Below are 25,773 nucleotides of genomic sequence, written 5' to 3'. Positions count from 1 at the left end.
CCCCCATTGCACGGGATCGATGTATCCTGATTGTGTGCCTTTTACCGCCGTTCTGTCTCTTACTGTATCAATCGCCGACGTCTGGCGTGTCGGTATCACGCGGGGGTTCGGGCTTCAGACGCGAAGGCTCAATCAGACAGACTGCCGCGGCGACAATCCCCATTAACGACTCCTGCGGATAGGGCTGCCACTGGCCGATGCTGTGGCGTTTAAACACTTTGTCGCCTTCGGCCCAGCGCTGCGTAAAGTAGATACGCTCAAACTGGGCATACTCTTGCGTATCGCAGTTGAAAACATAAATGGCGCGTGAGCTGTAAATATGGATAGGTGGGTTTTTCTGGTACAGGCCGCCTTGCTCATAATTATTAATCAGCCAGAGACGGCGCAGGTGCGTGTTGCCTTTATAGCTGGAGACGGTGCGCATATCTGCATAAGTGCCGCCGGTGTCATCTTCCAGCATTTTGATAATGCCATGCGGGCGCGTGTTCGCTGCCGGTACGGCAGGCTTATCGACGCTGGCACAGCCCGTCATCAGCAACAGGGCAGAGCATAACCACAGCGGTTTTATCATTTGTGGTTGCCTTTCAGATCCGGTCGTAGCGGCAGTAAATCCACATCCGTGACGTTGCCCTGCAAAGTACATAACAGTTGCGATTTGCCGCCGCTGCTTTCCAGCATGGCCAGTTTCTCAACGCTGTTTTTGCCTGGCGCAATGCCGCTGGCCGCGCCGGTATTGGGTTGCCACGCTTTATCACCGACGCGTTTGATCATCGGCTCAACGATGTAATTATGGCCGTCCTGCTGCCACTTCACATTAGGCAGGGCGCTGACGATGGTCTCCGGCGGCTGGTCAAAAACCAGTCCCCAGAAATAGAATTTCCCCAGTTCATCACCGTCGCTGGTACGCATGAAGTAGCCGGAAATGCTCAGTTGCTGCACCTTGAGCGGCTGCGTAAACCACACCACATCTTCCCCCTCTTTAGGAGCAACAAACCAGGCGTGGCCTTGATTATCGGTTTTCAGCGGTGCGGTGTGGGTCAGTGCGGCGCGTTGCGCGTACAGTTCGCTAAAAAACTGACTGTCGCAGCGCAGTAAACTTTCCGGGAGTGGGGTGGCTGTGGCGGTTGTTGCCATGGCCAACAGTGTCAAAGGGATCAGTCGGGTGAGCATACAGCATCCTTACCTATAAATGTGAGTGATTAATTTATCGTTAATCAGACGCAATTCTTTAGATGTTTTGGCGGGCAAAACGCGGTCGTGGCGGTAAATACGGTGGGGTGACTCCGGTTGTGCATCCAGTGGTGCCGCATCATAGCGTTAGCCTCCGTCACTGCACAGGAAATGCACGTATGAAGTGCAATCCGTTACCGATAAGATGTATTATTATTGCATCTTTAAAGTGAGGTGATTGCTATGTCTGGCCCACGCATCCTGCGGGAAAAACGGACTATCCGGAAGATGATTGCACTCTACCAGCGCGCTTGCCCGAATGCGGTCAGTAGTGCGTCGCACTACGCGGAATTGTATGCGTATGCGGAAAAACGGCTGGACAAATGTGTGTTCGGCGAAGAAAAACCGGCCTGTAAACAGTGCCCGGTGCACTGTTATCAGCCCGCCAAACGTGAAGAGATGAAACAGATTATGCGTTGGGCAGGGCCGCGTATGTTGTGGCGTCATCCTCTGCTGACGGTGCGCCATTTAATGGATGATAAACGCCCGGTGCCGGAACTCCCCGAAAAGTATCGCCGCAAAGGGTAGACTGGCGAAGATGTTTTCCCCTCACCCTGACCCTCTCCCCCGAGGGGAGAGGGAACAGTCAGGCTGGTGTGGTATTTCCCCTCACCCTGACCCTCTCCCCCGAGGGGAGAGGGAACAGTCAGGCTGGTGTGGTATTTCCCCTCACCCTGACCCTCTCCCCTGAGGGGAGAGGGAACAGTCAGGCTGGTGCGGTATTTCCCCTCACCCTGACCCTCTCCCCCGAGGGGCGAGGGAACAGTCAGGCTGGTGCGGTATTTCCCCTCACCCTGACCCTCTCCCCCGAGGGGAGAGGGAACAGTCAGGCTGGTGCGGTATTTCCCCTCACCCAGGCTCTCTTCCCCGAGGGGCGAGGGAACAGTCAGGCTGGAGCGGTATTTCCCCTCACCCAGGCTCTCTTCCCCGAGGGGCGAGGGAACAGTCAGGCTGGAGCGGTATTTCCCCTCACCCTGGCTCTCTCCCCTGAGGGGAGAGGGGATAAGACTGGTGTGGTTTTCCATTCATCCTCGCTTTCTCTGAAGAGGCAAGGGGATAAGGCGGTTGCCGGTTTGCTCCCTCTCCCTTTCAGGGAGAGGGTTGGGGTGAGGGTTACCGAACTCAGACGTGCGTAGCAATCAGGATTGCAGATGCCTTAATCAACGCAATCACGCGTTTGCCGCGCCTTCTGTCACCGTCGTTACACTACCGGCAAACTGATTACGTGTCGAAACCGCCCGGGTTCCTCCATTGAACATTAAGGGGGAAAACCCGGTTATCTCAACTTAACGCATCTTTATCAATGCCCAGCTTTTTCATACGGGAAAGCAGCGTGGTGCGTTTTAGCCCCAGCCGCTGTGCCGCACCTTTTGGCCCGGCGACCACGCCATTGGTTTCGCGCAGCACCCGGACAATTAACTGACGCTCATCTTCTCCGTCGCGCGCGACTTCAGCAGGTCGGGAGACCTCCTGCGGTACGCTGATTTCCGGCAGCGACAGTTGCAACACGTTGCCGCGCGTAAGCAGCACCGCGCGCTCAATCACGTTTTCCAGCTCACGGACGTTGCCTGGCCACTCCATATTGCTCAGTACCCGCAAAGTCTCCGCCGGAATGCTGTCAATATTGCGCCCCATTTTGCGGGCGATCTTAAAGGTGAATGCCTTCACCAACAGGGGAATATCTTCCGGGCGCTCGCGCAGCGGCGGCAGATGGATCGGAAACACATTCAGACGGTAATAGAGATCGCTACGGAACTCGCGATCGGCAACCATTTTTTTCAGATCGCGGTTGGTGGCGGCGATCAACCGCACGTCGGTCCGGATCAGTTTATTGCTGCCGAGCCGCTCAAACTCCTGCTCCTGCAACACACGCAACAGCTTGGGCTGCAACTCCAGCGGCATATCGCCCACTTCGTCAAGAAACAGCGAACTTTTGTCCGCCAGTTCAAATCGACCGATGCGCTGGGCGCTGGCACCAGTGAATGCGCCACGTTCATGACCAAACAGATCGCTTTCCAGCAGCCCGGCGGGCATGGCTGCGCAGTTCATTTTCACCATCCGGCGACTGTTACGATCGCTGAGATTATGGATTGCGCGGGCGATCAGCTCCTTGCCGGTGCCGGTTTCGCCGAGGATCAGTACGGTGCTGTTGCTCTTCGCCACCATCTCAACCTGCTTGAGCACGCTGAACATCGCCTCGCTGCGTCCGATGATTTCGCCAAACTCACTGTCGACATTGTTAAGCTGTTCGGTCAGCGCCAGGTTCTCATCCACCAGCCGTTCTTTCAGCCGGTGGATCTCCTGGTAGGCCAGTGCGTTGTCGACAGCAATGGCGATACGTTCCGCAATCTGGCGCAGTAATTTCAGGTTGGCCTGGGTAAAGACCTCTTTCTGGCACTGCGCCAGTTTTAAGACGCCCAGTAAATTCTTACCGGACATCAGCGGCAGCAGGCACAGCGTCTGGATTTGATTGCCCCAGGTTTCAAACAGCATCCGCTCGTAGGGGGCGAGTTTGTCCCGTTCATGCAGGTTCAGCAGCAGCATCTCTTTGCTGCGAAACACGCGTTCGGTCAGCGTGCCTTCTTCGTCAGCTTCCTGCGTTTCGTGCGTGGGGTCTGCTTCATCCAGATAGTGGGTGGAATAGATGGTCAGTTTGCCCTTGCGGCTACCGCGCAGTACCAGGCTGATGGCATCAATACCGAAATAGTAGTGGATCTCTTTCGCGACTTCGCTGACCAGCTCATCCATGTGCAGCCGGGAGAGCACCGCGTTGGTGATCGCCACCAGAATGCGGAAATCGTCGCGCTCCTGGCACAGCAATTCGTAATCCGGGGTGGGATTTTCGCGGCTTTGCAACTGCTCGACCACGACGGCGACAATCTGCGTCAGCGTATGCAGGCGCTCTGCTTCTTTCTCGCTCCACGCCCGCTCATCACGGCGAAAAAACTCGCAGCCGCCAAAAATTTTCCCTTCGGCGGCTAAGGGCAGCAGGGCGTAGTGGGCAAAAGGAGGCCAGGTTCCGCTTTGCATGAGCTGCGGCCAGGTGTCGGCAAACATCTCTGCCGTGCAGTGCAGCGCTTGTGGATGCGAGAGAATATGGCGCACCGGGCCGCTCGCCAGCAACGCCTGGTCGTCATAGTCGGCGCTGTCGTCGTCAGCATTCACAACGTAGCGGCTGGCACGGTGGCTGTCGGCATGCCACAACACAATGGCAGCGCTGTCCGCCAGCGCCGCCTGTCGCGTCAGACGGGTCAGTGCTTCGCTCAACGCAGCCAGGTTCGGCTGCTGTAATAAAATCCGCGTGATATCGAACAACCCTTGTTGCCCGAGATCGCTCATCGGTGTATACGACATTTTGCTAATCCAGGAACACACCCGCAGGTGTAAAAAAATATCAAAATAATAAATTAGCAGATCCGCGGCAGCGGCTCGGCATGGGGTAAATCCAGCAGGCGTTTTACGCCGTAAAGTCCCGTCAGTCGCACACCTTTGCGTTCGACCACTTCACCAATCATCGCCGCGTCGCGCCCTAACGGATGGGCACGCAATGCCGCCAGCGCCTGCTCTGCGGCCTCGCGCTGTACGGCAATCACCAGTTTGCCTTCGTTAGCAAAGTTGAGTGCATCCAGCCCCAGCAGTTCGCACACGCCGCGCACTGCCGGTTTTACCGGTAAATCCCGTTCATTCAGTTCAATGCCATAACCGCATGAGGCGGCAAACTCGTGCGCGACCGCGTTCACGCCGCCGCGTGTGGCATCGCGCAGGGCTTTAACACCGGGGATATCGCGCAGGGTGGCAATCAAGGGTGTCAGCACCGCACAGTCGCTGATCAGTTCGCCATCCAGCCCCAGTCCTTCACGCAGGTTGAGAATGGTGGCTCCGTGATCCCCCAGCGTGCCGCTGGCCAGTAACACATCGCCCGGTTGCAGTGACTGCGCTGCCCAGTGGATAGTCGTGGGAATAGCGCCAATGCCCGCTGTGTTGATAAACAGTTTGTCTGCCGCGCCGCGCTGCACCACTTTGGTGTCGCCGGTGACAATAGCGATGTCGGCGCTACGGGCGGTGGCCGCCATGCTTTCAACCACGCTTCTCAGCGTCTCCATCGGCAGGCCTTCTTCGAGAATAAAACCGCAGGAGAGGAAGCGCGGTGTCGCGCCGCTGACGGCAATATCATTGGCCGTGCCGCAGACCGCCAGTTTGCCAATGTCACCGCCGGGGAAAAAGAGCGGGTCAATCACATAGCTGTCGGTGGAGAAGGCCAGTCTGTCGCCTCCGGCCGCCAGTGCAGCCAGGTCCAGCCGTGCCTGATCTTCCTGCTCCGCCAGCCACGGGTTGGCGAAGGCTTCCAGAAACAGCTGGCTGATTAACTGCTGCATCGCCTGACCGCCGCTACCGTGGGCGAGTTGAACTTCCTTCATGCTTCACACTCCTGAGCACGGTATTGATACCAGGCGGCGCACGCGCCTTCCGACGAGACCATCAGCGCGCCAAAGGCGCTTTGCGGGTTGCAGGTGTTGCCAAACAATGGGCACTGATGCGGTTTGCATCGACCGGTCAGCACATCGCCGCAGCGGGCGCGCGGATCGTCGTACACCTGCTGCACCGCCGGGCTAAAATGCGCTTCGGCATCGAAACGTTGATACTCTGCCGTCAGGTGCACGCCCGACTCGCCAATGATCCCCAGACCGCGCCATTCGCTGTCGCCATTGACGGCAAACACATCCGCGATGGCGGCCTGAGCCAGATGGTTCCCGGCATCCGGCACCACACGGCGGTACTGGTTTTCCACCCGACTGGCGGCGGCAATTTTCTGTTCAACCAGCATGATCACGCCTTGCAGCAGGTCAAGCGGTTCAAACCCTGCCACCACTAACGGGCGTTGAAAGTCATCGGCAATAAACGTATAGGCGTCGGTGCCGATCACCATGCTGACGTGGCCGGGGGCAAGGAAAGCGTCGATGCCGTTATCCGGCTGCTCCAGCAGGCTGCGTAGCGTGGGGATCAAGGTGATGTGTTGGCAGAAGAAGTAAAAATTGTCCACATTGCGGGCTTTCGCCTGCTGGAGCGTAATGGCGGTGGCAGGCATGGTGGTTTCGAATCCCAGCCCGAAAAACACCACTTTGCGCTGTGGATTGTTCTGTGCCAGCGCCAGCGCATCCATCGGCGAATAGACGATGCGCACATCTGCGCCACGGGCTTTCGCCTGCAACAGCGACCCGTTTTTCCCCGGCACGCGGATCGCGTCGCCAAAGGTGCAGAAGATCACTTCCGGGTGGCTGGCTATCTCAACGCAGGTATCAATGCGCCCCATCGGCAGGACGCACACCGGGCAGCCGGGACCATGAATGAACTCAATATTCTCCGGCAGTAGCTGGTCGAGGCCAAATTTGAAAATAGCGTGGGTATGGCCGCCGCACACTTCCATAATGCGCAGCGGGCGCGCCGCCGTATAAGAGAGATGTGCCGCCCGTTCACGCAGATGGGCGATAAGCTGCATCACCTGCTCCGGGGCGCGGTATTCATCGACAAATCGCATTATTTCTCCTCACCAAACAGCAGAGCGCCGACATCCGGTTCAACGTCGAACATATTTTGCAGTGCCGCCAGCGTATCCCGGGCTTCTTCTTCGTTAATCATGCTCATCGCGAAACCCACATGCACCAGCACCCACTGCCCAAGCCGCGGCTGCCCGTTTTCATCCTCGCTGCCCACCAGCGTAAGATCCACATCGCGTTGAATACCGCAGACGTCTACTTTGGCTTGCAGACCGTTAATGGCCGTGATTTGCCCCGGTACGCCTATACACATCGTTGCGTCTCCAGCCAGTCGATCCAGCGATCCATGCCTTCGCCGTGGGTGGCGGAAATAAGGATGATTTCAATATCCGGATTGACTTCGCGGGCGTAAGCGATGCATTTGTCGACATCAAAATTGAGGTACGGCAGCAGGTCGACTTTGTTCAGCAGCATCAGCGATGCAGCGGCAAACATATGCGGGTATTTCAGCGGCTTGTCTTCCCCTTCGGTGACCGACAGTACGGCCACTTTATGGCGCTCACCCAGATCGAAACTGGCCGGGCAGACAAGGTTTCCGACGTTTTCGATAAACAGAACGCCCTGGTGGGCGAGCGGCAGGCGCGGCGCGGCGTCGGCAATCATTTGCGCATCAAGATGACACCCTTTGCCGGTGTTCACCTGAATGGCGGGGGTGCCGGTCGCGCGGATGCGTGCGGCGTCGTTCACCGTTTGCTGATCCCCTTCGATCACCGCGCACGGAACGCGGGTTTTCAGGCGTTCGAGGGTTTCCGTCAGCAGGGTGGTTTTGCCGGATCCGGGACTGGAGACAAGGTTCAGCACCAGTTGCTGTTGCGCGGCGAAACGGGCGCGGTTGCGGGCGGCGATGCGGTTGTTTTTATCCAGTACATCGATTTCCACTTCCAGCATCCGTTTCTGGCTCATGCCTGGCGCATGGGTGCCAGCTTCGCCATGACCGTAATGCAGGTCACCGTTATCCAGCTCGGTTGGATTAAATTCGCGAGTTTTGACGCCGGTAATTTTTAGCGCCGGACGATCTGCCGGGGCGAACGGCGCACCGCGAAATGCGGAATGCGGGTTATGTTCATCACCCTCTATATAAAGGTTACCGTCCTGACAACCACATGTTGTACACATTATTTACTCCTCAATTTCCAGTCGCTGAATGTGCATTCCGTCGTCGGCGACGATGTGCAGTTGGTCGCTGTGGCATTGTGGACAGCGGCGCACGCGCTGGGTTAGCAACGTCACATACTGCTGGCATGACTCACACCAGCACTCCGCCTGTTGTTCTTCGATATGCAGTGTACAACCTTCCGCCAGGCTGCCACGGCACACCAGATCAAAACAAAACGTTAAAGCTTCGGTTTCGACGCAGGAAAATGCGCCGACTTTTAACCACACGCCGGTCACCCGACGTGCGCCGTTTGCCCGCGCCTGTTGTTCAATCACTTCCAGCGCTCGCTGACATAATGTGATTTCGTGCATAACGCCTCCTTAGGACTTTGCCGCGTTAATGCAATAAGAGTGCCAGCGTGGTTAAAGTCACGGTGACGATGTCGAACATGACGAAATGACACGTCGAAATGGCGAAGGTTTTGTCTTAATTTCCTTAAAAATCATGAAATTAAAATTTGGCATGGATGATGCTTTACCGCCGTTGTTTCAATTAACCGGGTAAGCTGACATGACGATTTGGGAAATTAGCGAAAAGGCGGACTTCATTGCCGGACGGCATCACCGTCTGCAGGAAGAGTGGCGCCATTACTGCAATACGCTGGTTCAGGGAATTACCCTGTCCAAAGCACGATTGCACCATGCCATCGGCTGTGCGCCGGAACAGCAACTCTGCTTTGTGCTGTTCGAACACTTCACACTCTCTGTCACCCTTGTCGGGGGATTTAACGGTCACACCATTGAGTACGCCATTGCCGGCAAAGACGGCGGCGAGCCGCGCGTTATTGCTCAGGCGCAGCTCAGCAGCGATGGCCTGATTGATGGTGTTATCAGCAACCGCGATCGCGAAAAAGTACTGAACCACTACCTGGACGCGATCGCCGACGTTTACAACAACCTCTATGCCGCCATGGAGACAGACTCGCCGGTAACGCTTACGGCGCTTGCCCGCAACGCGCACGCGCCTGCACTGGCCTGAGTTTGGGTGTCGACAAGTGTCGAAAGTGACACCTTGAGCGACACGTTTCGTCATAAATGACCGCCCGTAACGTGGGTGAATCACCTGAGGATGTGCTGGTGAACCGTTTTGTAATTGCCGACGCTTCGCTGTGTATTGGCTGCCATACCTGTGAAGCCGCCTGCGCCGAGACGCACCGCGCGCAGGGGTTGCAGGCGATGCCGCGACTGCGTGTGATGCGTAACGAAAATGAATCTGCGCCGCAGCAGTGTCACCACTGTGAAGATGCGCCCTGCGCGGGCGTTTGCCCGGTCAACGCGATTAACCGTGTGGAGGGCGCGGTGCAGCTTAATGAAAGTCTGTGCGTGAGCTGCAAATTGTGCGCGATTGCCTGTCCGTTTGGCGCTATCGAGTTTTCCGGTAGCCGCCCGCTGGATATTCCCGCAAACGTCAACTCGCCAAAAGCGCCCGCCGCACCGCCAGCGCCTGCGCGCGTCAGCTCGCTGCTGGACTGGGTGCCGGGCGTGCGGGCTATCGCCGTGAAGTGCGATCTCTGCCATTTCGATGAGCAAGGTCCGGCCTGCGTACGCATGTGTCCGACCAAGGCATTGCACCTGGTGAATAACCGCGATCTTGCCCTCGCCAGCCGACGCAAACGCGAACTTACCCTTACCACTGACTACGGTGATTTATCGCTGTTTCAGTCGCAAAACCGGAGTGCGAAATGACGATCCTCTCTTTGTTAAGTGACGCCATCGCGGTGCTGGTGTGCGCGGCGGCGCTGGCGTATCTGTTTACACCGGCGAAAGCGCTCAGCGGTCTGCTCGCCGGGCTTGGCGGTACGGTAGGTTGCGTGATGGCAACGGCGGCAGGTGGGATGGCGCTGCTGGGGGGGCACTCCGTCAGTGGAACGATCCCCCTTATCCAGTATCAGGTGCTGGTCACGCCGTTAAGTGCGGTCTGGCTGATTACGCTGGGCGTGTGCGGCGGTTTCACCAGCCTCTATAACATCCAGTGGCATCGCCACGATGCGGTAAAAGCCAACGGTCTGCTGATCAATTTGCTGATGGCCGCTGCGCTATGCGCAGTAAGTGCGGCGAATTTCGGTGCGCTGGTGGTGATGGTGGAGATCATGGCACTCAGCGCGGTATTTCTCACCGGCTGCAGTGAGTCTGGCAAGCTGTGGTTCGCCATGGGACGCCTGGGCACGGCGCTGCTGGCGATAGCCTGCTGGCTGTTATGGCAACGCTATCACACACTGAGTTTGCTGCTACTGAGTGCGCAAACACCCGACAGCGATATCTGGCTGCTGGGGGTGATTGGTTTTGGTTTGCTGGCGGGGATCATTCCACTGCACGCCTGGGCACCGCAGGCGCATGCTAATGCGCCGGCTCCGGCCGCCGCGCTGTTTTCCACCGTGGTGATGAAAATCGGTCTGTTCGGCATTCTCAGTCTGTCGCTGCTCGGCGGTCAGCCACCGCTCTGGTGGGGCGTACTGCTGCTGGTGCTTGGCATGGTCACGGCCTTTGTCGGCGGGCTGTATGCGCTGATGGAGCATAACATTCAGCGCCTGCTGGCGTACCACACGCTGGAGAACATCGGCATTATCCTGCTCGGCCTTGGCGCAGGTGTCACCGGCCTGGCGTTACGGCAACCGGCGCTGATTGCGCTGGGGCTGACGGGCGGTTTGTACCATCTGTTCAATCACAGCCTGTTTAAAAGCACGCTGTTCCTGGGCGCGGGCGCACTGTGGTTTGGCACCGGCTACCGCGACATTGAAAAACTGGGCGGCATCGGTAAGCGCATGCCGGTTATCTCGCTGGCAATGCTGGTGGGGCTGATGGCGATGGCGGCACTGCCGCCGCTCAACGGTTTTGCCGGTGAGTGGGTGATTTATCAATCCTTCTTCCGTTTAAGTGCCAGCGGCGCGTTTTCTCTGCAACTGATAGGGCCGCTGCTGGCCGTCGGTCTGGCCATCACCGGCGCACTGGCGGTGATGTGTATGGCAAAAGTCTATGGTGTGACCTTCCTTGGCGCGCCGCGTACGCCGCAGGCAGAAAACCCGCAGCCTGTTCCGTGGTTGATGACGACCTGTGTCGCCGGGCTGGCGTTGTGTTGCGTAGCGGGTGGTGTTGCTGCGCCCTGGCTGCTGCCGCGCCTGTTCGCGGCGGTACCGTTGCCGCTGCAAACCGCGAATACGCTGGTATCACCGCCGATGATGGCGCTGCTGTTGATCGCCACGCCGTTATTGCCGCTGCTGCTGATGATGCTGTTCAAAGGCGATCGCCTGCCAGCCCGTAGCCGGGGAACGGCATGGGTGTGCGGTTACGATCACGAAGCGTCGATGGTGGTGACGGCGCACGGTTTTGCTATGCCGGTTAAAGCCGCGTTTTCCCCGGTGCTGAAGCTGCGTAAATGGCTGGAGCCGACGCTGCCCATTCCTGGTTGGCGTGCCGATGCCGCGCCGCTGCTGTTCCGTCGTCTGGCGCTGATCGAGCTGGCGGTGCTGGTGGTCGTGGTGATTTCGCGAGGAGCCTGATGATGAGTTTTCTGTTTGCTTTACTGCAGGCGCTGGTGCTGTTTGCGTTTGCGCCGCTGCTTTCCGGCATCAGTCGTGTAGCGCGTGCGCGGTTGCACAACCGCCGCGGACCGGGGGTGCTGCAAGAGTACCGCGACCTGTTCAAATTACTCGGTCGGCAGAGCGTTGCTCCGGCGGCCTCCGGCTGGGTGTTTCGCCTGACGCCGTTTGTGATGACCGGCGTCATGCTGACCATCGCCACGGCGCTGCCGGTGGTGACGATTGCGTCTCCGCTGCCAGCGCTGGGGGATTTGATCACGTTGATTTACCTCTTCGCCATTGCCCGCTTCTTTTTCGCTATCGCCGGGCTGGACACCGGCAGTCCGTTTACCGGGCTGGGTGCCAGTCGTGAAGCGATGCTTGGCGTGCTGGTGGAGCCGATCCTGCTGCTCGGGCTGTGGGTTGCGGCACTGGTGGCTGGATCAACCCATATCAGCACTATCACGTTTACCGTTTACCACTGGCCGCTGCATCACACTATTCCGCTGTTGCTGGCGCTGTGCGCCTGTGCTTTCGCCACCTTTATCGAGATGGGCAAGCTGCCTTTTGACCTCGCGGAAGCGGAGCAAGAGTTGCAGGAAGGGCCGTTGTCGGAATACAGCGGCAGCGGTTTTGCCGTACTGAAGTGGGGCATCAGTCTGAAACAGCTGGTGGTGCTGCAAATGTTTGTCGGCGTTTTTCTCCCCTGGGGGCAGATGAGCGATTTCAGCACCGCAGGTCTGTTGCTGGCGGTGGTGGTGGCGCTGGCGAAATGGATTGTGGGCGTCCTGGTGATTGCGCTGTTTGAAAACAGCATGGCGCGTTTGCGCTTCCTTGCCACGTCACGTGTGACCTGGGCCGGGTTTGGCGTCGCCTTTTTAGCGTTCGTCTCCTTACTGGCGACGTATTAAGAGAGTTTATGCATGTCTGAAGAAAAAATCGGTCAACACTATCTCGCCGCCCTGCACGAGAAATTTCCCGGTGTGGTGCTGGATGAAGCCTGGCAGACCAAAGACCAGCTTACTGTCACAGTGAAAGTGAACTATCTGCCAGAGGTCGTGGAGTTTCTGTATTACCAGCAGGGGGGCTGGCTCTCCGTGCTGTTTGGCAACGATGAACGCAAGCTGAACGGCCATTACGCTGTCTATTATGTGCTGTCGATGGAGCAGGGCGTGAAGTGCTGGATCACCGTGCGTGTGGAAGTCGACGCGCTGAAACCGGAGTACCCTTCCGTCACACCGCGTGTGCCTGCGGCAGTGTGGGGCGAGCGTGAAGTGCGCGATATGTACGGTTTGATGCCGGTCGGTTTACCGGATGAGCGCCGACTGGTGCTGCCGGATGACTGGCCGGATGAACTCTACCCGCTGCGTAAAGACAGTATGGATTACCGTCAGCGTCCGGCACCGACCACCGATGCCGAAACCTATCAGTTTATTAACGAACTGGGTGATAAGAAAAACAACGTAGTGCCGATTGGCCCGTTACATGTCACCTCTGACGAACCTGGCCATTTCCGCCTGTTTGTCGACGGCGAAAACATTGTTGATGCGGATTACCGCCTGTTCTATGTCCACCGTGGTATGGAAAAACTGGCGGAAACCCGCATGGGCTACAACGAAGTTACCTTCCTTTCTGACAGGGTGTGCGGGATTTGCGGCTTTGCCCACAGCACCGCTTACACCACGTCGGTCGAGAACGCGATGGGTATCGTGGTGCCGGAGCGCGCGCAGATGATCCGCGCCATTTTGCTGGAGGTGGAACGTCTGCACTCGCACCTGTTGAACCTTGGGCTTGCCTGCCACTTTGTGGGCTTCGACTCCGGGTTTATGCAATTCTTCCGCGTGCGCGAAGCCTCAATGAAGATGGCGGAAATCCTGACCGGCGCGCGTAAAACCTATGGCCTCAACCTGATTGGCGGTATCCGTCGCGACATGCTGAAAGAGGACATGGTGCAGACGCGCCAGTTGGCCCAGCAGATGCGCCGTGATGTGATCGAACTGGTGGATGTGCTGATGAGTACGCCGAATATCGAGCAGCGCACCGTGGGTATTGGTCGCCTCGATCCCCAGATCGCCCGCGATTTCAGTAACGTGGGGCCGATGGTGCGCGCCAGCGGCCACGCCCGCGACACCCGCGCCGATCATCCGTTTGTGGGTTATGGTCTGCTGCCGATGACCGTGCACAGCGAGCAGGGGTGCGATGTCATTTCGCGCCTGAAAGTGCGAATTAACGAAGTACTCAGCGCGCTGAACATGATTGATTACGGTCTGGATAACCTGCCCGGTGGCCCGCTGATGGTGGAAGGGTTTACCTATATTCCGCACCGTTTTGCGCTGGGCTTTGCTGAAGCGCCGCGTGGCGACGACATTCACTGGAGTATGACCGGCGACAACCAGAAGCTTTACCGCTGGCGCTGCCGTGCAGCGACCTACGCCAACTGGCCGACGCTGCGCTATATGCTGCGCGGTAATACCGTGTCCGACGCGCCGCTGATTATTGGTAGCCTCGACCCTTGCTACTCCTGTACCGACCGGATGACGGTGGTGGATGTTCGCAAGAAGAAAAGCAAAGTGGTGGCGTACAAAGAGCTGGAACGTTACGGGGTTGAGCGTAAGAACTCGCCGTTGAAATAGGTTCTGTTTTTTGACCCTCACCCTAACCCTCTCCCTGAAAGGGAGAGGGGATCGCCCCTCCGCCGTCTGTTTAAAGGGGGGCCGGGCATTGCTCTCCTTAGGGAGAGACGTGGGGTGAGGCAACTGCCTTTCTCCCTTTCCCCTCCGGGGAGTGGAGTGAAGCAGGTGCTTTTCTCCCTCTCTCCTCCGGGGAGAGGGCCGGGGTGAGGGGATTCTCTTCCTGCCTGTCTTCTTTGGGGAGTGGGGGGGGCAAGTGCTTTTCTCCCTCTCCCCTCCGGGGAGAGGGGCGGGGTGAGGGGATTCCGTTCCTGAAGGGGAGGAAAAATGAATACACCGCAGTGGAGCAACCATGTTTACCTTTATTAAAAAAGTGATCAAAACCGGCACCGCGACCACCGCTTATCCGCTGTCGCCAATGCCGGTGGATAAGAACTTTCGCGGCAAACCGCAGCACAATCCTCAGCAGTGTATTGGCTGTGCGGCATGTGTGAATGCCTGTCCGTCAAACGCGCTTACCGTAGAAACTGACCTCGCCACGGGCGAGCTGGCGTGGCAGTTCAACCTTGGGCGCTGCATCTTCTGCGGTCGCTGTGAAGAGGTGTGCCCGACGGCGGCGATCGCACTGTCGCAGGAATACGAACTGGCGGTCTGGAGTAAGACCGATTTTTTACAGCAGTCGCGTTTTGAACTGTGCCAGTGTCGTGAGTGCGCCCGGCCTTTCGCGGTGCAAAAAGAGATCGATTACGCCATTGCACTGCTGGCGCATAACGGCGACAGCCGCGCCGAGCAGCACCGCGCCACGTTTGAAACCTGCCCGGACTGCAAGCGGCAGAAGTGCCTGGTGCCTTCCGATCGCATTGATTTGACCCGCCATATGAGAGAGGCCAGCTAATGAGCCAGCTATTAGGACCGCGCGATGCGGAGGGGATTCCGGTACCGATGACGGTGGACGAGTCCATCGCCAGCATGAAAGCGTCACTGCTGAATAAAATCAAACGCTCCGCCTACGTTTATCGCGTTGACTGCGGCGGTTGTAACGGCTGCGAAATCGAGATTTTTGCGACGCTTTCTCCCCTGTTTGATGCGGAACGTTTTGGCATCAAAGTGGTGCCGTCGCCGCGTCATGCCGACATTCTGCTGTTTACCGGAGCGGTAACCCGCGCTATGCGCTCACCGGCGCTGCGTGCCTGGCAATCTGCGCCGGATCCCAAAATCTGTATCTCTTACGGCGCGTGCGGCAACAGCGGTGGTATCTTCCACGACCTGTACTGCGTCTGGGGCGGAACCGATCAAATCGTCCCGGTGGATGTGTATATTCCCGGTTGTCCGCCGACGCCCGCGGCCACACTGTATGGTTTCGCCATGGCGCTGGGGCTGTTGGAGCAGAAAATTCACGCCCGCACGCCTGGCGAGCAGGACGACCAACCGGCGGAAATTCTCCACCCGGCGATGGTTCAGCCATTGCGCGTGAAAGTGGATCGCACGGCGCGCCGTCTGGCCGGTTACCGCTATGGTCGGCAGATTGCAGACGATTACCTGCGGTTACGCAGTGTCGGTGAGCATGAAGTGGTGCGCTGGCTGGCGCAGGAGAACGATCCGCGCCTTACCGAGATTGTCAGCCATCTCAACCAGGTGGTGCTGGAGGCGAAAATCTGATGGGCGAGTCGGTGGTCTTTAGCCAGTTACGGCGTAAGTTTGTTGATGAGAACGACAACGCTCCACAGCAGGCGCAACAGGTGGTCTACTACAGTCTGGCTATTGGCCACCATCTCGGGGTGATCGACTGTCTGGAGACGGCGCTGACCTGCCCGTGGGAAGACTATCTGGCGTGGATCGCTACGCTGGAGACGGGGAGCGAAGCGCGGCGCAAAATGGAAGGTGTGCCGCGTTACGGTGAAATCGTGATTGAGAGCAGTCACGTTATGCTGCTGGCGAAGGCGTTTGATCAGGCGCAGGCGCGGCAAAATGCGCAGCAACAGGCATGGAGCAAGGCGCTGCTGTCCATGTTGCATGATATTCATCTGGAGAGCGCCATCTATTTGATGGTAAGGAGACTACGTGACTGACGTGTTGTTGTGCGTGGGAAATAGCATGATGGGCGACGATGGCGCAGGCCCGCTGCTCGCTGAGATGTGTGCGGTAAACCCACCGGGAAACTGGAAGGTGATTGACGGCGGCAGCGCACCGGAAAACGATGTTGTGGCCATCCGTGAATTGCGCCCGTCGCGGTTGCTGATCGTGGATGCCACCGATATGGGGCTGAACCCTGGCGAAATCCGCGTGGTGGATCCGGATGACATTGCTGAAATGTTCCTGATGACCACCCACAATATGCCGTTGAACTACCTTATCGATCAGTTGAAAGAGGACATTGATGAGGTGATTTTTCTGGGTATCCAGCCGGATATTGTCGGTTTTTATTACCCGATGACGCCACCGGTGATGGCGGCAGTTGAAACCATTTACCAGCGACTGGCGGGCTGGGAAGGCAAAGGCGGTTTCGAGCCGCTCTAAATGTGCGCCGGTGAACCCGGCGCAGCGTTTCAGATTAGCGACGGCGTTTTTCCGTGTGCATTACTTTGTCGCAGTCATCCAGCATCTCGCGGAGCGAGGCGTATTTATTACCCTCATTTTCAACCATGCCGTAGGAATAGTTGATGTGATAATTTTTGCCTGACATCTCGTCCTGGGCATCCATCCGGGATTGCAGATCGAGCAAAAACGCATCCGCACTATTGGTTGTCGTATCCCCCAGTAATACCGCAAATTCACCGCCGCCGAGTCGCGCGACAATATCGTGATCTTTGAGGCATTTTGTCAGGTTGCTAGCGAAGTTTTTCACCACCGCATCGCCCTCTTTATTCCCCAGCAGCTCATTGATGGGTTTCAGATTATCGATGCTGAAATAGAGCAGGGTGCACCCTTTGTTGTGCTCTTTTAACCCGGCAAACCGTTTCTCGCCGCTGCGGTAAAAACCCCGGCTATTTTGCATGCCGGTGAGATTATCGGTCATCGCCATACTGAGTATTAAAAACTCATCTTCGACGAGAGCGGCAAAATCAAGCAGCGTGTCAATTTCAGATGAGGAGAACGGGCGGGGATAGGTATCGACAATACAGATGGTGCCTGCGATGGCGCCGTCCGGCAGCCGCACCGGGCAACCGGCATAAAAACGTACCCACGGGTCGCCGGTGACATGCGGATTTTTGGCAAAACGCGGATCAGCGAGCGTGTCTTTGACGATAAGTGCACCCTCTTCAAGAATGGCGTGCGCGCAAAACGATACGTTACGCGGCGTTTCGTCAGCATCAATGCCGACGTGGGACAGCAGCCATTGGCGTTCACGATCAAGCAGGCTGATGATCGCTATCGGCACATCGAAGGTGTTTTTCGCCATTCTGGTGAGTCGGTCAAAACGCTCATCGTCCTTTTTATCCAGCAAATCCATCATGTACAGCGAATTAAGCCGCTCATTTTCATTTATTGGCATGGCCGGGAATATCATAGTTAGTCCCTCGCTGAAGGTAGTCTTTTTAAGTGTAGACATTACTTATCGCGCTTGCGTTGCCATAACGTTATATATCCGTGGCTTGCCCCATTGTGCGGACGAAATCAATAAACGCCTGGAGCGGAGCGGGGATCAGCCGCCTGGAATTATAGTAGAGATAAGGGCCGTTAAAGGACAACCACCAGGGTTCAAGAATCGGGATCAGCGCACCGTTTTCCAGCGAGGGGCGCAGCCACTCTTCAAAAAGATAGACCACGCCGCTACCCGCGATAGCGCTTTGTACCGCCAAATCCATCGCGCCACCAATGCTGACCACCAGCGAACCGTTCACCTGTACGCGAAACGGCTCTGCTTCGCCGCTAAACTCCCACTCGGCCATTACACCACTGGCGTAACGCCCGCGAATACAGTTGTGATGCACGAGATCCCGAGGGTGCTCAGGGCAACCATGCTGCTGCAGATAAGCCGCAGAGGCGGCTGCTGCAAAGCGCTGGCGACGCGGGCCGATGGGCAGCGCGACCATATCCTGCTCCAGACATTCGTCGTAGCGGATACCCGCATCGCAGCTGTCGCGAAAGATATCCAGTACATTGCTTTCCGCAATAATTTCCAGGCGAATATCAGGGTAGCGCGCGAGGAAATCCGGCACGATGGCCGGTAGCACCAGGCGTGTGGCGCTGACCGGCACATTCAGCCGTAAGGTGCCGCTGGGTGTCGTTCGATAGCGGTTGATGGCGTCCAGTGCTGCATCCACTTCGGACATGACAGGTTGCAGGCGCTCAATTAACATTTTGCCCGCTTCAGTCAGGGCGACGGTGCGCGTGGTGCGGTTAAAGAGCCGTACCCCCAGTTGTTGCTCGGCGCGGCGGACGGCGTCGCTCAGGCGGGAAGGGTTAGAGCCGGTGATGCGAGCGGCTTCGCGAAAGCCGCCGGCATTGGCGACCGCCACAATGGCGTTCAGCAGGGCAAAATCCAGCTTCATTGTTCGACAATCCGTACACTGTGTGTGAATTTCAGCAGATTGTTGCACAGCCGCAATGCTCCTACAATCTGTTTACTTTATGCACAGGAGGTATTCCATGTCTCAACCCACACTTACTTATCGTCTTGGCGATCGTCAGGTTGGTCGCCTGGGTTACGGCGCAATGCAGCTTGCTGGTCCTGGCGTGTTTGGCCCGCCAGCCGATGAAGCGAAAGCGCTTCAGGTGTTGCGTGATGTGATTGCCGCCGGCGTTCGCCATATCGACACCAGCGATTTTTATGGCCCCCACGTTACCAACAAATTGATTAAGCAGGCGCTGCATCCCTACCCGGATGATCTCTGTATCGTCACCAAAGTCGGGGCTCGCCGCGATGATAAAGCTAACTGGCTACCCGCGTTCAGTGCGGAAGAACTGACCCGTGCCGTCGAGGACAATCTGCGTAATCTCGGTCTGGAGGTGATAGAGGTCGTGAATCTGCGCTCGATGTTTGGTGTTCATGGCCCGGAAGAGGGTTCGCTGGAAGCGCCGCTGGAAACCTTGATCTCGCTGAAAGAGCGTGGCCTGATCCGCCATATCGGCCTGAGCAATGTGACGGCGAAACAGGTGGCGGATGCGCAGAAGATGACCCCTGTGGCCTGCGTGCAAAACCTTTATAACGTGGCAAACCGGGCGGACGATGCGTTGATCGATTCCCTTAACGAGCAGGGCATTGCGTTTGTGCCATTCTTCCCGCTGGGCGGTTTTACGCCATTGCAGGCCGGTGAGTTGAATGAAGTGGCGCAATCCCTTGGCGCAACGCCGATGCAGATCGCGCTGGCGTGGCTGCTGCAGCGTTCACCGAATATTCTGCTGATCCCCGGTACGTCCTCGCCGCAGCATTTACAGGAAAACCTGGCGAGCGCGAAGATAACGCTGCCGCCAGAAGCGCTGGAAAAACTGAACGGTATCGGCGCATAGCGGAAGAATAGCTGGTTTATCGCTGCAGGATAGCGAGAGAAAGGTCAGGTGTGTTTTTGGTAAAAACAAACGGAGAATGCCTCAGTGCATTCTCCGTTCGTATGAAATGAGGGGACTTTTTTAGCAGGGCAGCGAATGATTATTCTCGACTTGAGAACGCAACGAAAAAAGGGTTACGGGAAGGGCTGATGGAGAAGAAAAGCATTCTGCTGGCAACGCTCTTTTTACTCGCTGGATGCCCGGGTTCCGGAGACAGGATGGTGCCGCGTACTGCGACCACGGTAGTCATTAACAACAATGCCGTCTGTGCTTTGTCAATAATGAAACCGGGAGAAAAAATGACAGGGGCGGTTATCTACAGTAAGGACCACGATCCGATATTCACGCGGTTTTATCATCATCCCCTCTATATAGAGCAGGGTGCATGCCTGCCGTTATTTGACGCTACCTTCAACGCCGGGACACGCTACTCCATCACATGGGAGGTGAGTTCCGTCGAAAAAGGGCTACACCTTATCACTGCGGATTTCACTCTTGCCGCTGGGGCTCAAGGGAATATCTCTTTGGCTCAATAAAAAAACAGACTTTACGGCTGAGGTATCCTGAAATCTTTCGCGATACCTCAGCAGTTTACCGGGCCTTTTTAGCACTCGCCACCGACTCCCGGCAAACCAGTTCGCCCTGATGGGCATTAAGGGTTTGCGCGTCCGGTTGCAGCAGCATCCCGACGGCATTGCGGATCATTTCATCCATGGGCACATGAATCGTGGTTAACGAGGGGTTGTAGTACTGACCAATGACCGAATCGTCAAACCCCGCCAGAGAAACATCCTGCGGTAGCCGTAATCCGGCCTCCTGACAGGCTTTCGCCACGCCAATCGCCATATCATCATTCGCCGCCAGGATGCAGGTAAACGGCACGTTGCGCGCCAGCAACTGCTGCGCCGCCTGATATCCACTGTCGATACTCCAACTACCACGCACGTGCAGTTGCGGATCAGGTTCAATGCCTGCCTTGCGCAGGGCATGACAATAACCCGCGAAACGGCTTTCGCCCGTCGGCGATCCCTCCGAACCCGCCACAAAGGCAATACGCCTGTGACCTTGCGCCAGCAGATGCGCCATCATTGTTTCACAATTTTGTTGATGATCGACAAAGACACACTGGCTGCGATGGCGGGGAAGTTCACGGTTGATCACCACGATCGGCGTCGTGTTGTGATCGATAATCTCATCGAGCTCATCCACAGAAAGGTACTTGGGGTAGATCATGATGCCTTCGCAACGTAGCGACAGCAGCAGGTTAATGGCATCGCGCTCTTCCTGCGCACTGTGCTTGCCGTCCGCCAGCACCAGTTGACGGCTAAAGCTCTCGCTGCTGGTTGCGGCGTGGTAAATCATGCTGGCGAAGAACGGGCCGTTATACAGCCCGTTGGTGATCACCAGTCCTATTGAGTTAGTCTTATTATTGGCAAGGTTACGGGCCAACTGATTCGGTCGATAGCCAGTATCGGCAATCGCCTGAAAAATACGGGCTTTCACTTCCTCTCGCACAAAGACTTTACCGTTCAGCGCCCGCGATACTGTCGCTTTTGATACGCCAGCCAGTCTGGCGACATCCAGTATCGTTACCATAATTCAACCTCACTCTTGTTATGATTAGCCCAGCGACATCAGCGGCTCCCCCACGGTGACCGTGCCCTGTGACTGATGGCGGGTCAGGGTGAATTCATCGCTGTTCACTACCAGCACCGGGGTTGTCAGGTCGTAGCCTTCCTGCTCAATGCGCTGTTTGTCGAATTCCAGCAGCGTGTCGCCCGCTGCAACTCTGTCGCCTTCTTTTACCCGCGGGGTAAAATGCCGTCCTTGCAAATTAACGGTATTGAGCCCGACATGGATCAGTAATTCCGCACCATTATCACATATCAGTCCCACGGCGTGATGAGAGTCGATCAATGTTGCGACCTGTGCATCACACGGGGCCACCACTTTACCTTCGTGCGGAATAATGGCAATGCCGTCGCCCAGCGCTTTGCCGGCAAAGGCTTCATCCGCCACACTTTCCAGCGCAATCACTTCACCTTTGATCGGGCTAAGCATCTGCATGGCGCCAACTTTCAGCACCGGGGTTTTTTCGTCTGGCGTCGTCTCTTCGATCGGATCGTCAAAGCCAACGAATTGCACCATCACAATGGTCAGCACAATGGCGGTTCCTGCGCCTGCCAGCTCGCCAATAAACGACATTGGCGCATCGGGGCTGATGGCATTCACCAGCGTAAACAGGCCCGGCAGCGCGGCATAGGCGTAATAGAGGCTACCAAACAGACTGGCCACCACCGCACCGATCGCGCCGCCAATGCAGCCGCAGATAAACGGTTTTTTAAAGCGCAGGGTCACGCCGTAAATGGCCGGTTCAGTAATACCAAAAATGGCGGTGACGCCCGCAGACAGGGAGGTGGCTTTCAGTTGCGTATTGCGGCTTTTGATAAATACGCCAAAGACTGCTGCCATCTGGCCGATCACCGCAATGGTTTGATAGGCCTGGAAGGAGTCATAGCCCTGGGTGTCGAAGTTGGCCATGATCACCGGGGTAATCCCCCAGTGCACACCGAAAATGACGATCACCTGCCAGACACCGCCGATAATCGCCGCCGCCAGCGCAGGAGCCGCATGGAACAGGGTGTTATAGCCGTGCGCGACGCCCAGCGCCGCCCAACTGGTGATGGGGCCAATCACGATAAGCGTCAGCGGGACAATCACCACAAAACAGAGTAGCGGTGTGAATAAGGGGCTGATGACCTCTGGCAGCCACTTTTCAACACGGCGTTCAAACCAGGATAGCGCCCAGACGAGGAATAATGGTGGCAGGACCGACGAGGTGTAGACCGTTTCCGCCAACGGGAAGAAGAGAAATTTCACTTCGTTGCCGGCGGCGATCTTCCCGGCCATAGCGGTCCATTCCGGGTTGATCAGCGCGCAGCAGCAGAGCACGGCGATAAACGGGTTACATTTAAAATGGCGTGCAGCGGTGATGGCGATAAAGACCGGCAGGAAGGCAAACGGCGTCCACGACATGAAGTTGAGGATCGCGAAAGTGCCGGATGTTTTGATCTCTGCATCGGCCAGACCCAGCAGGATCAGCAGGCCCTGTAAGATCCCCGCCGCAGCCAGAATATAGACGATCGGCGCAAACACGGCGGACATGGTGGCGATCACCGCATCCAGCCAGCGTGTTTTGGGCTGCTGCGCACCGTGTTCATTCTCTTTCACCATACCTGACAGGGCGTTAAACACATCGGCGACATGCGTTCCTATCACCACCTGGAACTGACCGCCGCTTTCCACGACCGCTATGACGCCGGGCAGGCTCTGGATGTGGGTTTTCGCGGTGGCGGGAGTATGGTTGAGCACCAGGCGCAGACGTGTGGCGCAGCGGGAGAAGGTGCTGATGTTCTCTTCGCCACCCACCTCCCGGAGGATATCACTCGCTAACTTATTGTAATCCCTGATAACGGCCATGTTTATTTACCTTTTATTATCGGAAACTGAGTAGGTGTAACTGGGTGAAACCGGTTTCATGCTAACCTGGTTATTACTCCATGCAACCGGTTTCATGGGATTCTGCGAGCTAAATCACTTCCCGATGGGGTCCGGCAACACCAGCAACCACATTTCGTTGCTGAGCGAAGCATTTCTTTGAAGGCTGCGTAAACTGGCGGCAAATACACAGAAGGAGTGAGCCGATGATTGCTGTACTGTTTGAAGCCGATGTCGCCGCAGAAGGGCAGGAGCGCTATTTGCAACTGGCCGCGGAGTTAAAGCCGCTACTGGTGGAAATCGACGGTTTTATCGCTATTGAACGGTTTCAAAGCCTGACCACCACAGGCAAGATTTTGTCGCTGTCGTGGTGGCGTGATGAAGCTGCAGTACTGGCCTGGAAACAAAATGTGCTGCACCAGGCCGCGCAGGCGGAGGGGCAGCGCGCAATTTTCTCGTTTTACCGTATCCGTGTGGCCCAGGTGCTGCGTGACTATTCATCGGAAAGCAGGAAACCAGGCCATGTATGATATTCACGTTATGCTTAACAATGCGCCCGGTGGGCTGGCGATGCTGGGTGAAACACTTGGCAAAAATGGCGTAGGCCTGGAAGGTGGCGGCGTATTCACCGTCGGTCGTGAAAGTCATGCGCACTTTCTGGTCGTGGAGGGGGAACGTGCCCGCCAGGTGCTGGCAGCTGCAGGCTTTATGGTGCTGCAGGTGACGCAGCCGGTGATCCGCAAGCTAAAGCAGGAACGTCCCGGTGAGTTAGGCGCGATAGCCCGCACGATCGCGAAAAATGGCATCAATATTCTCGTGCAGTACAGTGATCATGCTAACCGCCTGATCCTGCTGACGGATAACGACACCCTGACCCGTGAGGTCACGCAGCCCTGGAGTACAGAGGCACAATGAGTTTACCCGGTTTACAGCATTCACATGAAAGCGGCACAGCGCTGGAAGAGGCGCTGGCCGGTATTGCCAGCGCGATGTCCGACCCTTCGCGGGCGCGTATGCTCTGCGCGCTGATGGACGGGCGGGCTTGGACTGCAACCGAGCTGAGTTCGGTCGCGGATATTTCCGCATCTACCGCCAGCGCGCATCTGAACCGGTTGTTGAGCCATGGCCTGCTGGTCTGCGTTTCGCAGGGGCGACACCGCTACTACCGCCTGGCGGGGAGCGATGTCGCCGGGTTACTGGAAAATATGATGGGGGTGTCAATGCGCGGAGGGCGTGCGCTGGCGACCCGCACTCCGGTTGAACTGCGTCGCGCACGCACCTGCTACGATCACCTTGCCGGTGAAATCGCCGTCGACATTTATGAGTTTATGCAGCGCGAAGGCTGGGTAACGGACGAGGGCAGTGCCGTGACGGAACCGGGCAAACGCAAACTGGAAGCCCTGGGCGTAACGCTCGACCCGCGTACCCGGCGCAAACCCTGCTGCGCTTGCCTGGACTGGAGCGAGCGTCGTTTCCACCTTGGCGGCGATGCTGGCGCATCGTTGTTGATTGCCTTCGAACATAAAGGCTGGTTACGCAGAACGCCTGGCTACCGTGAAGTCACCGTGACAGACGAAGGCAAAAGCGCCCTCTTCAGAGTGTTTGGGGTCGGAGCCTGAAAGCACTTTCGTGGTTATTGATTAAGCATTCGCGCTTGAGTATATAGCCTTAAGGCTATACGGCCCCTTCACAGGGCCCCCGCTATAAGGGAGCGATAATGTGGCACGTTATAACGATTGCGCGTAAAGCCTGGCTGATTGTTCATGATCTGTCGTAATTGGGAGACATAAGCGAACCAGTTTAAAATACAGAGATGTCATTTTGACATCAGGAAAGGGCTGTATCAGGATAGAATCACGATGTGTTTTTATATAGAACATCACTCAGCCTTGATAAGGATATATTGTGGCAATTAAAAACTTTTATTTCTCGCAGATCGCTGACCTACGTATAGAAGGTGTCGGTATCCATGCTAGCTATTCCGTTAATTTAACCGTAACAGATGAAAATACACCCGGTGGTAAAAACGTTTCTGTCGCGGCCACTGGGAAAAGTAATGCGGCAAAAGCAGCTGGCAGCGGGAATCTTTTATTTTGGTGCAAAGTAAAAAATACGGTTGATAGTAAACTATATGTTTAGAACGAAAAAAAGGAGAGTATTGGGCGGTTGGCTTGGATGATGTTCCTATTGGGTCTGTATCTTTTTTATGCCTAATTCAGTCCACAACAGCCCCTCCCTGGAGATAGAAGCCGGTTATTTTTATGACTCTGGCTACACGGGGACTGTTCCCCCGATACCCGGAAGTTTCAAACGTGTTATAAACCTGACACCTTTTCAAGGATAGAAGCCATGCGTTATCAAAACATTGTCATGCTGACCTGCTCCCCATTGATTAACACACGACGATGTTAGTAATGTCTTCATCAGCAACGTGAGGACATCCCCATGAAGAAGCGTTTTTCTGACGAACAGATCATCAGTATTCTCCGCGAGGCCGAGGCTGGCATTTCCGCCCGTGAGCTTTGCCGTAAGCATGCTATTTCTGACGCAACCTTTTACACCTGGCGTAAGAAGTATGGCGGTATGGAGGTGCCCGAGGTTAAACGCCTGAAGTCGCTTGAGGAAGAGAACGCCAGGCTCAAGAAGCTGCTTGCCGAAGCCATGCTGGATAAGGAGGCGCTTCAGGTGGCTCTGGGGCGA

29 protein-coding genes are annotated in these 25,773 nt (G+C 56.7%); 17 read left to right on the top strand and 12 right to left on the bottom strand.

Annotated features, from left to right (window positions below; translation table 11 throughout):
- Positions 1-67: 67 nt before the first annotated feature.
- Both GA0061071_RS14410 and GA0061071_RS14405 read right to left on the bottom strand, forming a co-directional pair.
- On the bottom strand, positions 68-571 hold the full coding sequence (locus GA0061071_RS14410; RefSeq protein ID WP_167352654.1) for a surface-adhesin E family protein: 504 nt from the start codon (positions 569-571) through the stop codon (positions 68-70).
- A complete protein-coding gene (locus GA0061071_RS14405) occupies positions 568-1,170 on the bottom strand; it encodes a hypothetical protein (RefSeq protein ID WP_088237832.1) in 603 nt (200 codons plus the stop codon). Before GA0061071_RS14405 ends, GA0061071_RS14410 begins: the two co-directional genes overlap by 4 nt.
- A gap of 243 nt (positions 1,171-1,413) precedes the next feature.
- On the opposite strand from GA0061071_RS14405, the gene GA0061071_RS14400 reads away from it, so the two are divergent.
- Positions 1,414-1,758, top strand: coding sequence for a nitrous oxide-stimulated promoter family protein (locus GA0061071_RS14400; protein ID WP_061493414.1), 345 nt, complete (start codon positions 1,414-1,416; stop codon positions 1,756-1,758).
- Between the two features lie 753 nt (positions 1,759-2,511).
- Here the strand turns inward: GA0061071_RS14400 and flhA are convergent.
- Genes flhA through hypA form a run of 6 tightly spaced genes read right to left on the bottom strand, consistent with a single transcriptional unit; the run spans position 2,512 to position 8,252 of the window.
- Positions 2,512-4,584: a formate hydrogenlyase transcriptional activator FlhA gene (flhA, locus tag GA0061071_RS14390; protein ID WP_088237834.1), complete on the bottom strand. Its 2,073-nt coding sequence runs from the start codon at positions 4,582-4,584 to the stop codon at positions 2,512-2,514.
- 53 nt (positions 4,585-4,637) lie between these two features.
- A complete protein-coding gene (hypE, locus tag GA0061071_RS14385; RefSeq protein ID WP_061493416.1) occupies positions 4,638-5,648 on the bottom strand; it encodes a hydrogenase expression/formation protein HypE in 1,011 nt (336 codons plus the stop codon).
- Positions 5,645-6,766 (bottom strand): hydrogenase formation protein HypD, encoded by a 1,122-nt coding sequence (hypD, locus tag GA0061071_RS14380; RefSeq protein ID WP_088237835.1) that lies wholly within the window; start codon positions 6,764-6,766, stop codon positions 5,645-5,647. Before hypD ends, hypE begins: the two co-directional genes overlap by 4 nt.
- Positions 6,766-7,038, bottom strand: coding sequence for a HypC/HybG/HupF family hydrogenase formation chaperone (locus GA0061071_RS14375; protein WP_061493418.1), 273 nt, complete (start codon positions 7,036-7,038; stop codon positions 6,766-6,768). Before GA0061071_RS14375 ends, hypD begins: the two co-directional genes overlap by 1 nt.
- Positions 7,029-7,901 carry a hydrogenase nickel incorporation protein HypB gene (hypB, locus tag GA0061071_RS14370; RefSeq protein WP_088237836.1) on the bottom strand — a complete coding sequence of 291 codons (873 nt, stop codon included), beginning with the start codon at positions 7,899-7,901 and terminating at the stop codon, positions 7,029-7,031. The genes GA0061071_RS14375 and hypB overlap by 10 nt, the downstream gene beginning before the upstream one ends.
- 3 nt (positions 7,902-7,904) lie before the next feature.
- Positions 7,905-8,252 carry a hydrogenase maturation nickel metallochaperone HypA gene (hypA, locus tag GA0061071_RS14365; RefSeq protein ID WP_061493420.1) on the bottom strand — a complete coding sequence of 116 codons (348 nt, stop codon included), beginning with the start codon at positions 8,250-8,252 and terminating at the stop codon, positions 7,905-7,907.
- A 199-nt stretch (positions 8,253-8,451) separates the two neighbouring features.
- Between hypA and hycA the strand changes: the two genes are divergently transcribed.
- From hycA to hycI, 9 genes are all read left to right on the top strand, one after another.
- Positions 8,452-8,919 carry a formate hydrogenlyase regulator HycA gene (gene hycA / locus GA0061071_RS14360; RefSeq protein ID WP_061493421.1) on the top strand — a complete coding sequence of 156 codons (468 nt, stop codon included), beginning with the start codon at positions 8,452-8,454 and terminating at the stop codon, positions 8,917-8,919.
- 98 nt (positions 8,920-9,017) lie between these two features.
- Positions 9,018-9,626 (top strand): 4Fe-4S dicluster domain-containing protein, encoded by a 609-nt coding sequence (locus GA0061071_RS14355; RefSeq protein WP_061499785.1) that lies wholly within the window; start codon positions 9,018-9,020, stop codon positions 9,624-9,626.
- The gene (hycC, locus tag GA0061071_RS14350; RefSeq protein ID WP_088237837.1) at positions 9,623-11,437 is read left to right on the top strand and encodes a formate hydrogenlyase subunit 3; all 1,815 of its coding nucleotides are present in this window, start codon (positions 9,623-9,625) and stop codon (positions 11,435-11,437) included. Before GA0061071_RS14355 ends, hycC begins: the two co-directional genes overlap by 4 nt.
- A gap of 2 nt (positions 11,438-11,439) precedes the next feature.
- On the top strand, positions 11,440-12,366 hold the full coding sequence (locus GA0061071_RS14345; protein ID WP_088237838.1) for a respiratory chain complex I subunit 1 family protein: 927 nt from the start codon (positions 11,440-11,442) through the stop codon (positions 12,364-12,366).
- A 12-nt stretch (positions 12,367-12,378) separates the two neighbouring features.
- A complete protein-coding gene (hycE, locus tag GA0061071_RS14340) occupies positions 12,379-14,088 on the top strand; it encodes a formate hydrogenlyase subunit HycE (protein ID WP_088237839.1) in 1,710 nt (569 codons plus the stop codon).
- Positions 14,089-14,437: 349 nt separating this feature from the next.
- Positions 14,438-14,980, top strand: a complete 543-nt coding sequence (locus GA0061071_RS14335) for a formate hydrogenlyase complex iron-sulfur subunit (RefSeq protein WP_061493425.1) — start codon at positions 14,438-14,440, stop codon at positions 14,978-14,980.
- Complete coding sequence (locus GA0061071_RS14330; protein WP_088237840.1) at positions 14,980-15,744, top strand: NADH-quinone oxidoreductase subunit B family protein; 765 nt, start codon at positions 14,980-14,982, stop codon at positions 15,742-15,744. Before GA0061071_RS14335 ends, GA0061071_RS14330 begins: the two co-directional genes overlap by 1 nt.
- Complete coding sequence (locus GA0061071_RS14325) at positions 15,744-16,154, top strand: formate hydrogenlyase maturation HycH family protein (RefSeq protein WP_088237841.1); 411 nt, start codon at positions 15,744-15,746, stop codon at positions 16,152-16,154. The genes GA0061071_RS14330 and GA0061071_RS14325 overlap by 1 nt, the downstream gene beginning before the upstream one ends.
- Positions 16,147-16,602 (top strand): hydrogenase maturation peptidase HycI, encoded by a 456-nt coding sequence (gene hycI, locus GA0061071_RS14320; RefSeq protein ID WP_061493428.1) that lies wholly within the window; start codon positions 16,147-16,149, stop codon positions 16,600-16,602. The genes GA0061071_RS14325 and hycI overlap by 8 nt, the downstream gene beginning before the upstream one ends.
- Positions 16,603-16,636: 34 nt before the next feature.
- Here the strand turns inward: hycI and GA0061071_RS14315 are convergent, their stop codons facing one another.
- Both GA0061071_RS14315 and GA0061071_RS14310 read right to left on the bottom strand, forming a co-directional pair.
- On the bottom strand, positions 16,637-17,593 hold the full coding sequence (locus tag GA0061071_RS14315) for a sensor domain-containing diguanylate cyclase (RefSeq protein WP_088237842.1): 957 nt from the start codon (positions 17,591-17,593) through the stop codon (positions 16,637-16,639).
- Positions 17,594-17,663: 70 nt separating this feature from the next.
- Positions 17,664-18,578 carry a LysR substrate-binding domain-containing protein gene (locus tag GA0061071_RS14310; protein WP_088237843.1) on the bottom strand — a complete coding sequence of 305 codons (915 nt, stop codon included), beginning with the start codon at positions 18,576-18,578 and terminating at the stop codon, positions 17,664-17,666.
- Between the two features lie 97 nt (positions 18,579-18,675).
- Here GA0061071_RS14310 and GA0061071_RS14305 point away from each other — a divergent pair, with 97 nt between their 5' ends.
- Positions 18,676-19,536 (top strand): aldo/keto reductase family oxidoreductase, encoded by an 861-nt coding sequence (locus tag GA0061071_RS14305; RefSeq protein ID WP_061493431.1) that lies wholly within the window; start codon positions 18,676-18,678, stop codon positions 19,534-19,536.
- Between the two features lie 188 nt (positions 19,537-19,724).
- Positions 19,725-20,111, top strand: coding sequence for a putative T6SS immunity periplasmic lipoprotein (locus GA0061071_RS14300; RefSeq protein WP_088237844.1), 387 nt, complete (start codon positions 19,725-19,727; stop codon positions 20,109-20,111).
- Between the two features lie 55 nt (positions 20,112-20,166).
- On the opposite strand, the gene GA0061071_RS14295 is transcribed toward GA0061071_RS14300, so the two are convergent.
- Both GA0061071_RS14295 and GA0061071_RS14290 read right to left on the bottom strand, forming a co-directional pair.
- Positions 20,167-21,171: a LacI family DNA-binding transcriptional regulator gene (locus GA0061071_RS14295; protein WP_061493433.1), complete on the bottom strand. Its 1,005-nt coding sequence runs from the start codon at positions 21,169-21,171 to the stop codon at positions 20,167-20,169.
- A gap of 24 nt (positions 21,172-21,195) precedes the next feature.
- A complete protein-coding gene (locus GA0061071_RS14290; protein WP_088237845.1) occupies positions 21,196-23,055 on the bottom strand; it encodes a beta-glucoside-specific PTS transporter subunit IIABC in 1,860 nt (619 codons plus the stop codon).
- Between the two features lie 224 nt (positions 23,056-23,279).
- Between GA0061071_RS14290 and GA0061071_RS14285 the strand changes: the two genes are divergently transcribed.
- The 5 genes from GA0061071_RS14285 to GA0061071_RS14265 all read left to right on the top strand — a co-directional run.
- Entirely contained in the window at positions 23,280-23,603 is a 324-nt protein-coding gene (locus GA0061071_RS14285) for an antibiotic biosynthesis monooxygenase family protein (protein WP_061493435.1), read from the top strand.
- Complete coding sequence (locus GA0061071_RS14280) at positions 23,596-23,988, top strand: hypothetical protein (protein WP_061493436.1); 393 nt, start codon at positions 23,596-23,598, stop codon at positions 23,986-23,988. The genes GA0061071_RS14285 and GA0061071_RS14280 overlap by 8 nt, the downstream gene beginning before the upstream one ends.
- A complete protein-coding gene (locus tag GA0061071_RS14275; protein ID WP_061493437.1) occupies positions 23,985-24,692 on the top strand; it encodes an ArsR/SmtB family transcription factor in 708 nt (235 codons plus the stop codon). Before GA0061071_RS14280 ends, GA0061071_RS14275 begins: the two co-directional genes overlap by 4 nt.
- Positions 24,693-24,978: 286 nt before the next feature.
- Positions 24,979-25,212, top strand: a complete 234-nt coding sequence (locus GA0061071_RS14270) for a hypothetical protein (protein ID WP_061493438.1) — start codon at positions 24,979-24,981, stop codon at positions 25,210-25,212.
- Positions 25,213-25,518: 306 nt separating this feature from the next.
- The coding region (locus tag GA0061071_RS14265) for a transposase (protein ID WP_139109666.1) at positions 25,519-25,773 on the top strand (255 nt) is incomplete at its 3' end.

Origin of the sequence: Kosakonia oryzendophytica (genome assembly GCF_900094925.1) — a bacterium.
Classification (GTDB): Bacteria; Pseudomonadota; Gammaproteobacteria; order Enterobacterales; family Enterobacteriaceae; genus Kosakonia; species Kosakonia oryzendophytica.
This window is presented reverse-complemented; position numbering and strand designations above follow the sequence as displayed.

Coding starts and splice junctions, on each gene's coding strand:
- GA0061071_RS14410 (WP_167352654.1), bottom strand. CDS start 571: ATGATAAAACCGCTGTGGTTATGCTCTGCCCTGTTGCTGATGACGGGC.
- GA0061071_RS14405 (WP_088237832.1), bottom strand. CDS start 1,170: ATGCTCACCCGACTGATCCCTTTGACACTGTTGGCCATGGCAACAACC.
- GA0061071_RS14400 (WP_061493414.1), top strand. CDS start 1,414: ATGTCTGGCCCACGCATCCTGCGGGAAAAACGGACTATCCGGAAGATG.
- flhA (WP_088237834.1), bottom strand. CDS start 4,584: ATGTCGTATACACCGATGAGCGATCTCGGGCAACAAGGGTTGTTCGAT.
- hypE (WP_061493416.1), bottom strand. CDS start 5,648: ATGAAGGAAGTTCAACTCGCCCACGGTAGCGGCGGTCAGGCGATGCAG.
- hypD (WP_088237835.1), bottom strand. CDS start 6,766: ATGCGATTTGTCGATGAATACCGCGCCCCGGAGCAGGTGATGCAGCTT.
- GA0061071_RS14375 (WP_061493418.1), bottom strand. CDS start 7,038: ATGTGTATAGGCGTACCGGGGCAAATCACGGCCATTAACGGTCTGCAA.
- hypB (WP_088237836.1), bottom strand. CDS start 7,901: ATGTGTACAACATGTGGTTGTCAGGACGGTAACCTTTATATAGAGGGT.
- hypA (WP_061493420.1), bottom strand. CDS start 8,252: ATGCACGAAATCACATTATGTCAGCGAGCGCTGGAAGTGATTGAACAA.
- hycA (WP_061493421.1), top strand. CDS start 8,452: ATGACGATTTGGGAAATTAGCGAAAAGGCGGACTTCATTGCCGGACGG.
- hycC (WP_088237837.1), top strand. CDS start 9,623: ATGACGATCCTCTCTTTGTTAAGTGACGCCATCGCGGTGCTGGTGTGC.
- GA0061071_RS14345 (WP_088237838.1), top strand. CDS start 11,440: ATGAGTTTTCTGTTTGCTTTACTGCAGGCGCTGGTGCTGTTTGCGTTT.
- hycE (WP_088237839.1), top strand. CDS start 12,379: ATGTCTGAAGAAAAAATCGGTCAACACTATCTCGCCGCCCTGCACGAG.
- GA0061071_RS14335 (WP_061493425.1), top strand. CDS start 14,438: ATGTTTACCTTTATTAAAAAAGTGATCAAAACCGGCACCGCGACCACC.
- GA0061071_RS14330 (WP_088237840.1), top strand. CDS start 14,980: ATGAGCCAGCTATTAGGACCGCGCGATGCGGAGGGGATTCCGGTACCG.
- GA0061071_RS14325 (WP_088237841.1), top strand. CDS start 15,744: ATGGGCGAGTCGGTGGTCTTTAGCCAGTTACGGCGTAAGTTTGTTGAT.
- GA0061071_RS14315 (WP_088237842.1), bottom strand. CDS start 17,593: ATGATATTCCCGGCCATGCCAATAAATGAAAATGAGCGGCTTAATTCG.
- GA0061071_RS14310 (WP_088237843.1), bottom strand. CDS start 18,578: ATGAAGCTGGATTTTGCCCTGCTGAACGCCATTGTGGCGGTCGCCAAT.
- GA0061071_RS14305 (WP_061493431.1), top strand. CDS start 18,676: ATGTCTCAACCCACACTTACTTATCGTCTTGGCGATCGTCAGGTTGGT.
- GA0061071_RS14300 (WP_088237844.1), top strand. CDS start 19,725: ATGGAGAAGAAAAGCATTCTGCTGGCAACGCTCTTTTTACTCGCTGGA.
- GA0061071_RS14295 (WP_061493433.1), bottom strand. CDS start 21,171: ATGGTAACGATACTGGATGTCGCCAGACTGGCTGGCGTATCAAAAGCG.
- GA0061071_RS14290 (WP_088237845.1), bottom strand. CDS start 23,055: ATGGCCGTTATCAGGGATTACAATAAGTTAGCGAGTGATATCCTCCGG.
- GA0061071_RS14285 (WP_061493435.1), top strand. CDS start 23,280: ATGATTGCTGTACTGTTTGAAGCCGATGTCGCCGCAGAAGGGCAGGAG.
- GA0061071_RS14280 (WP_061493436.1), top strand. CDS start 23,596: ATGTATGATATTCACGTTATGCTTAACAATGCGCCCGGTGGGCTGGCG.
- GA0061071_RS14275 (WP_061493437.1), top strand. CDS start 23,985: ATGAGTTTACCCGGTTTACAGCATTCACATGAAAGCGGCACAGCGCTG.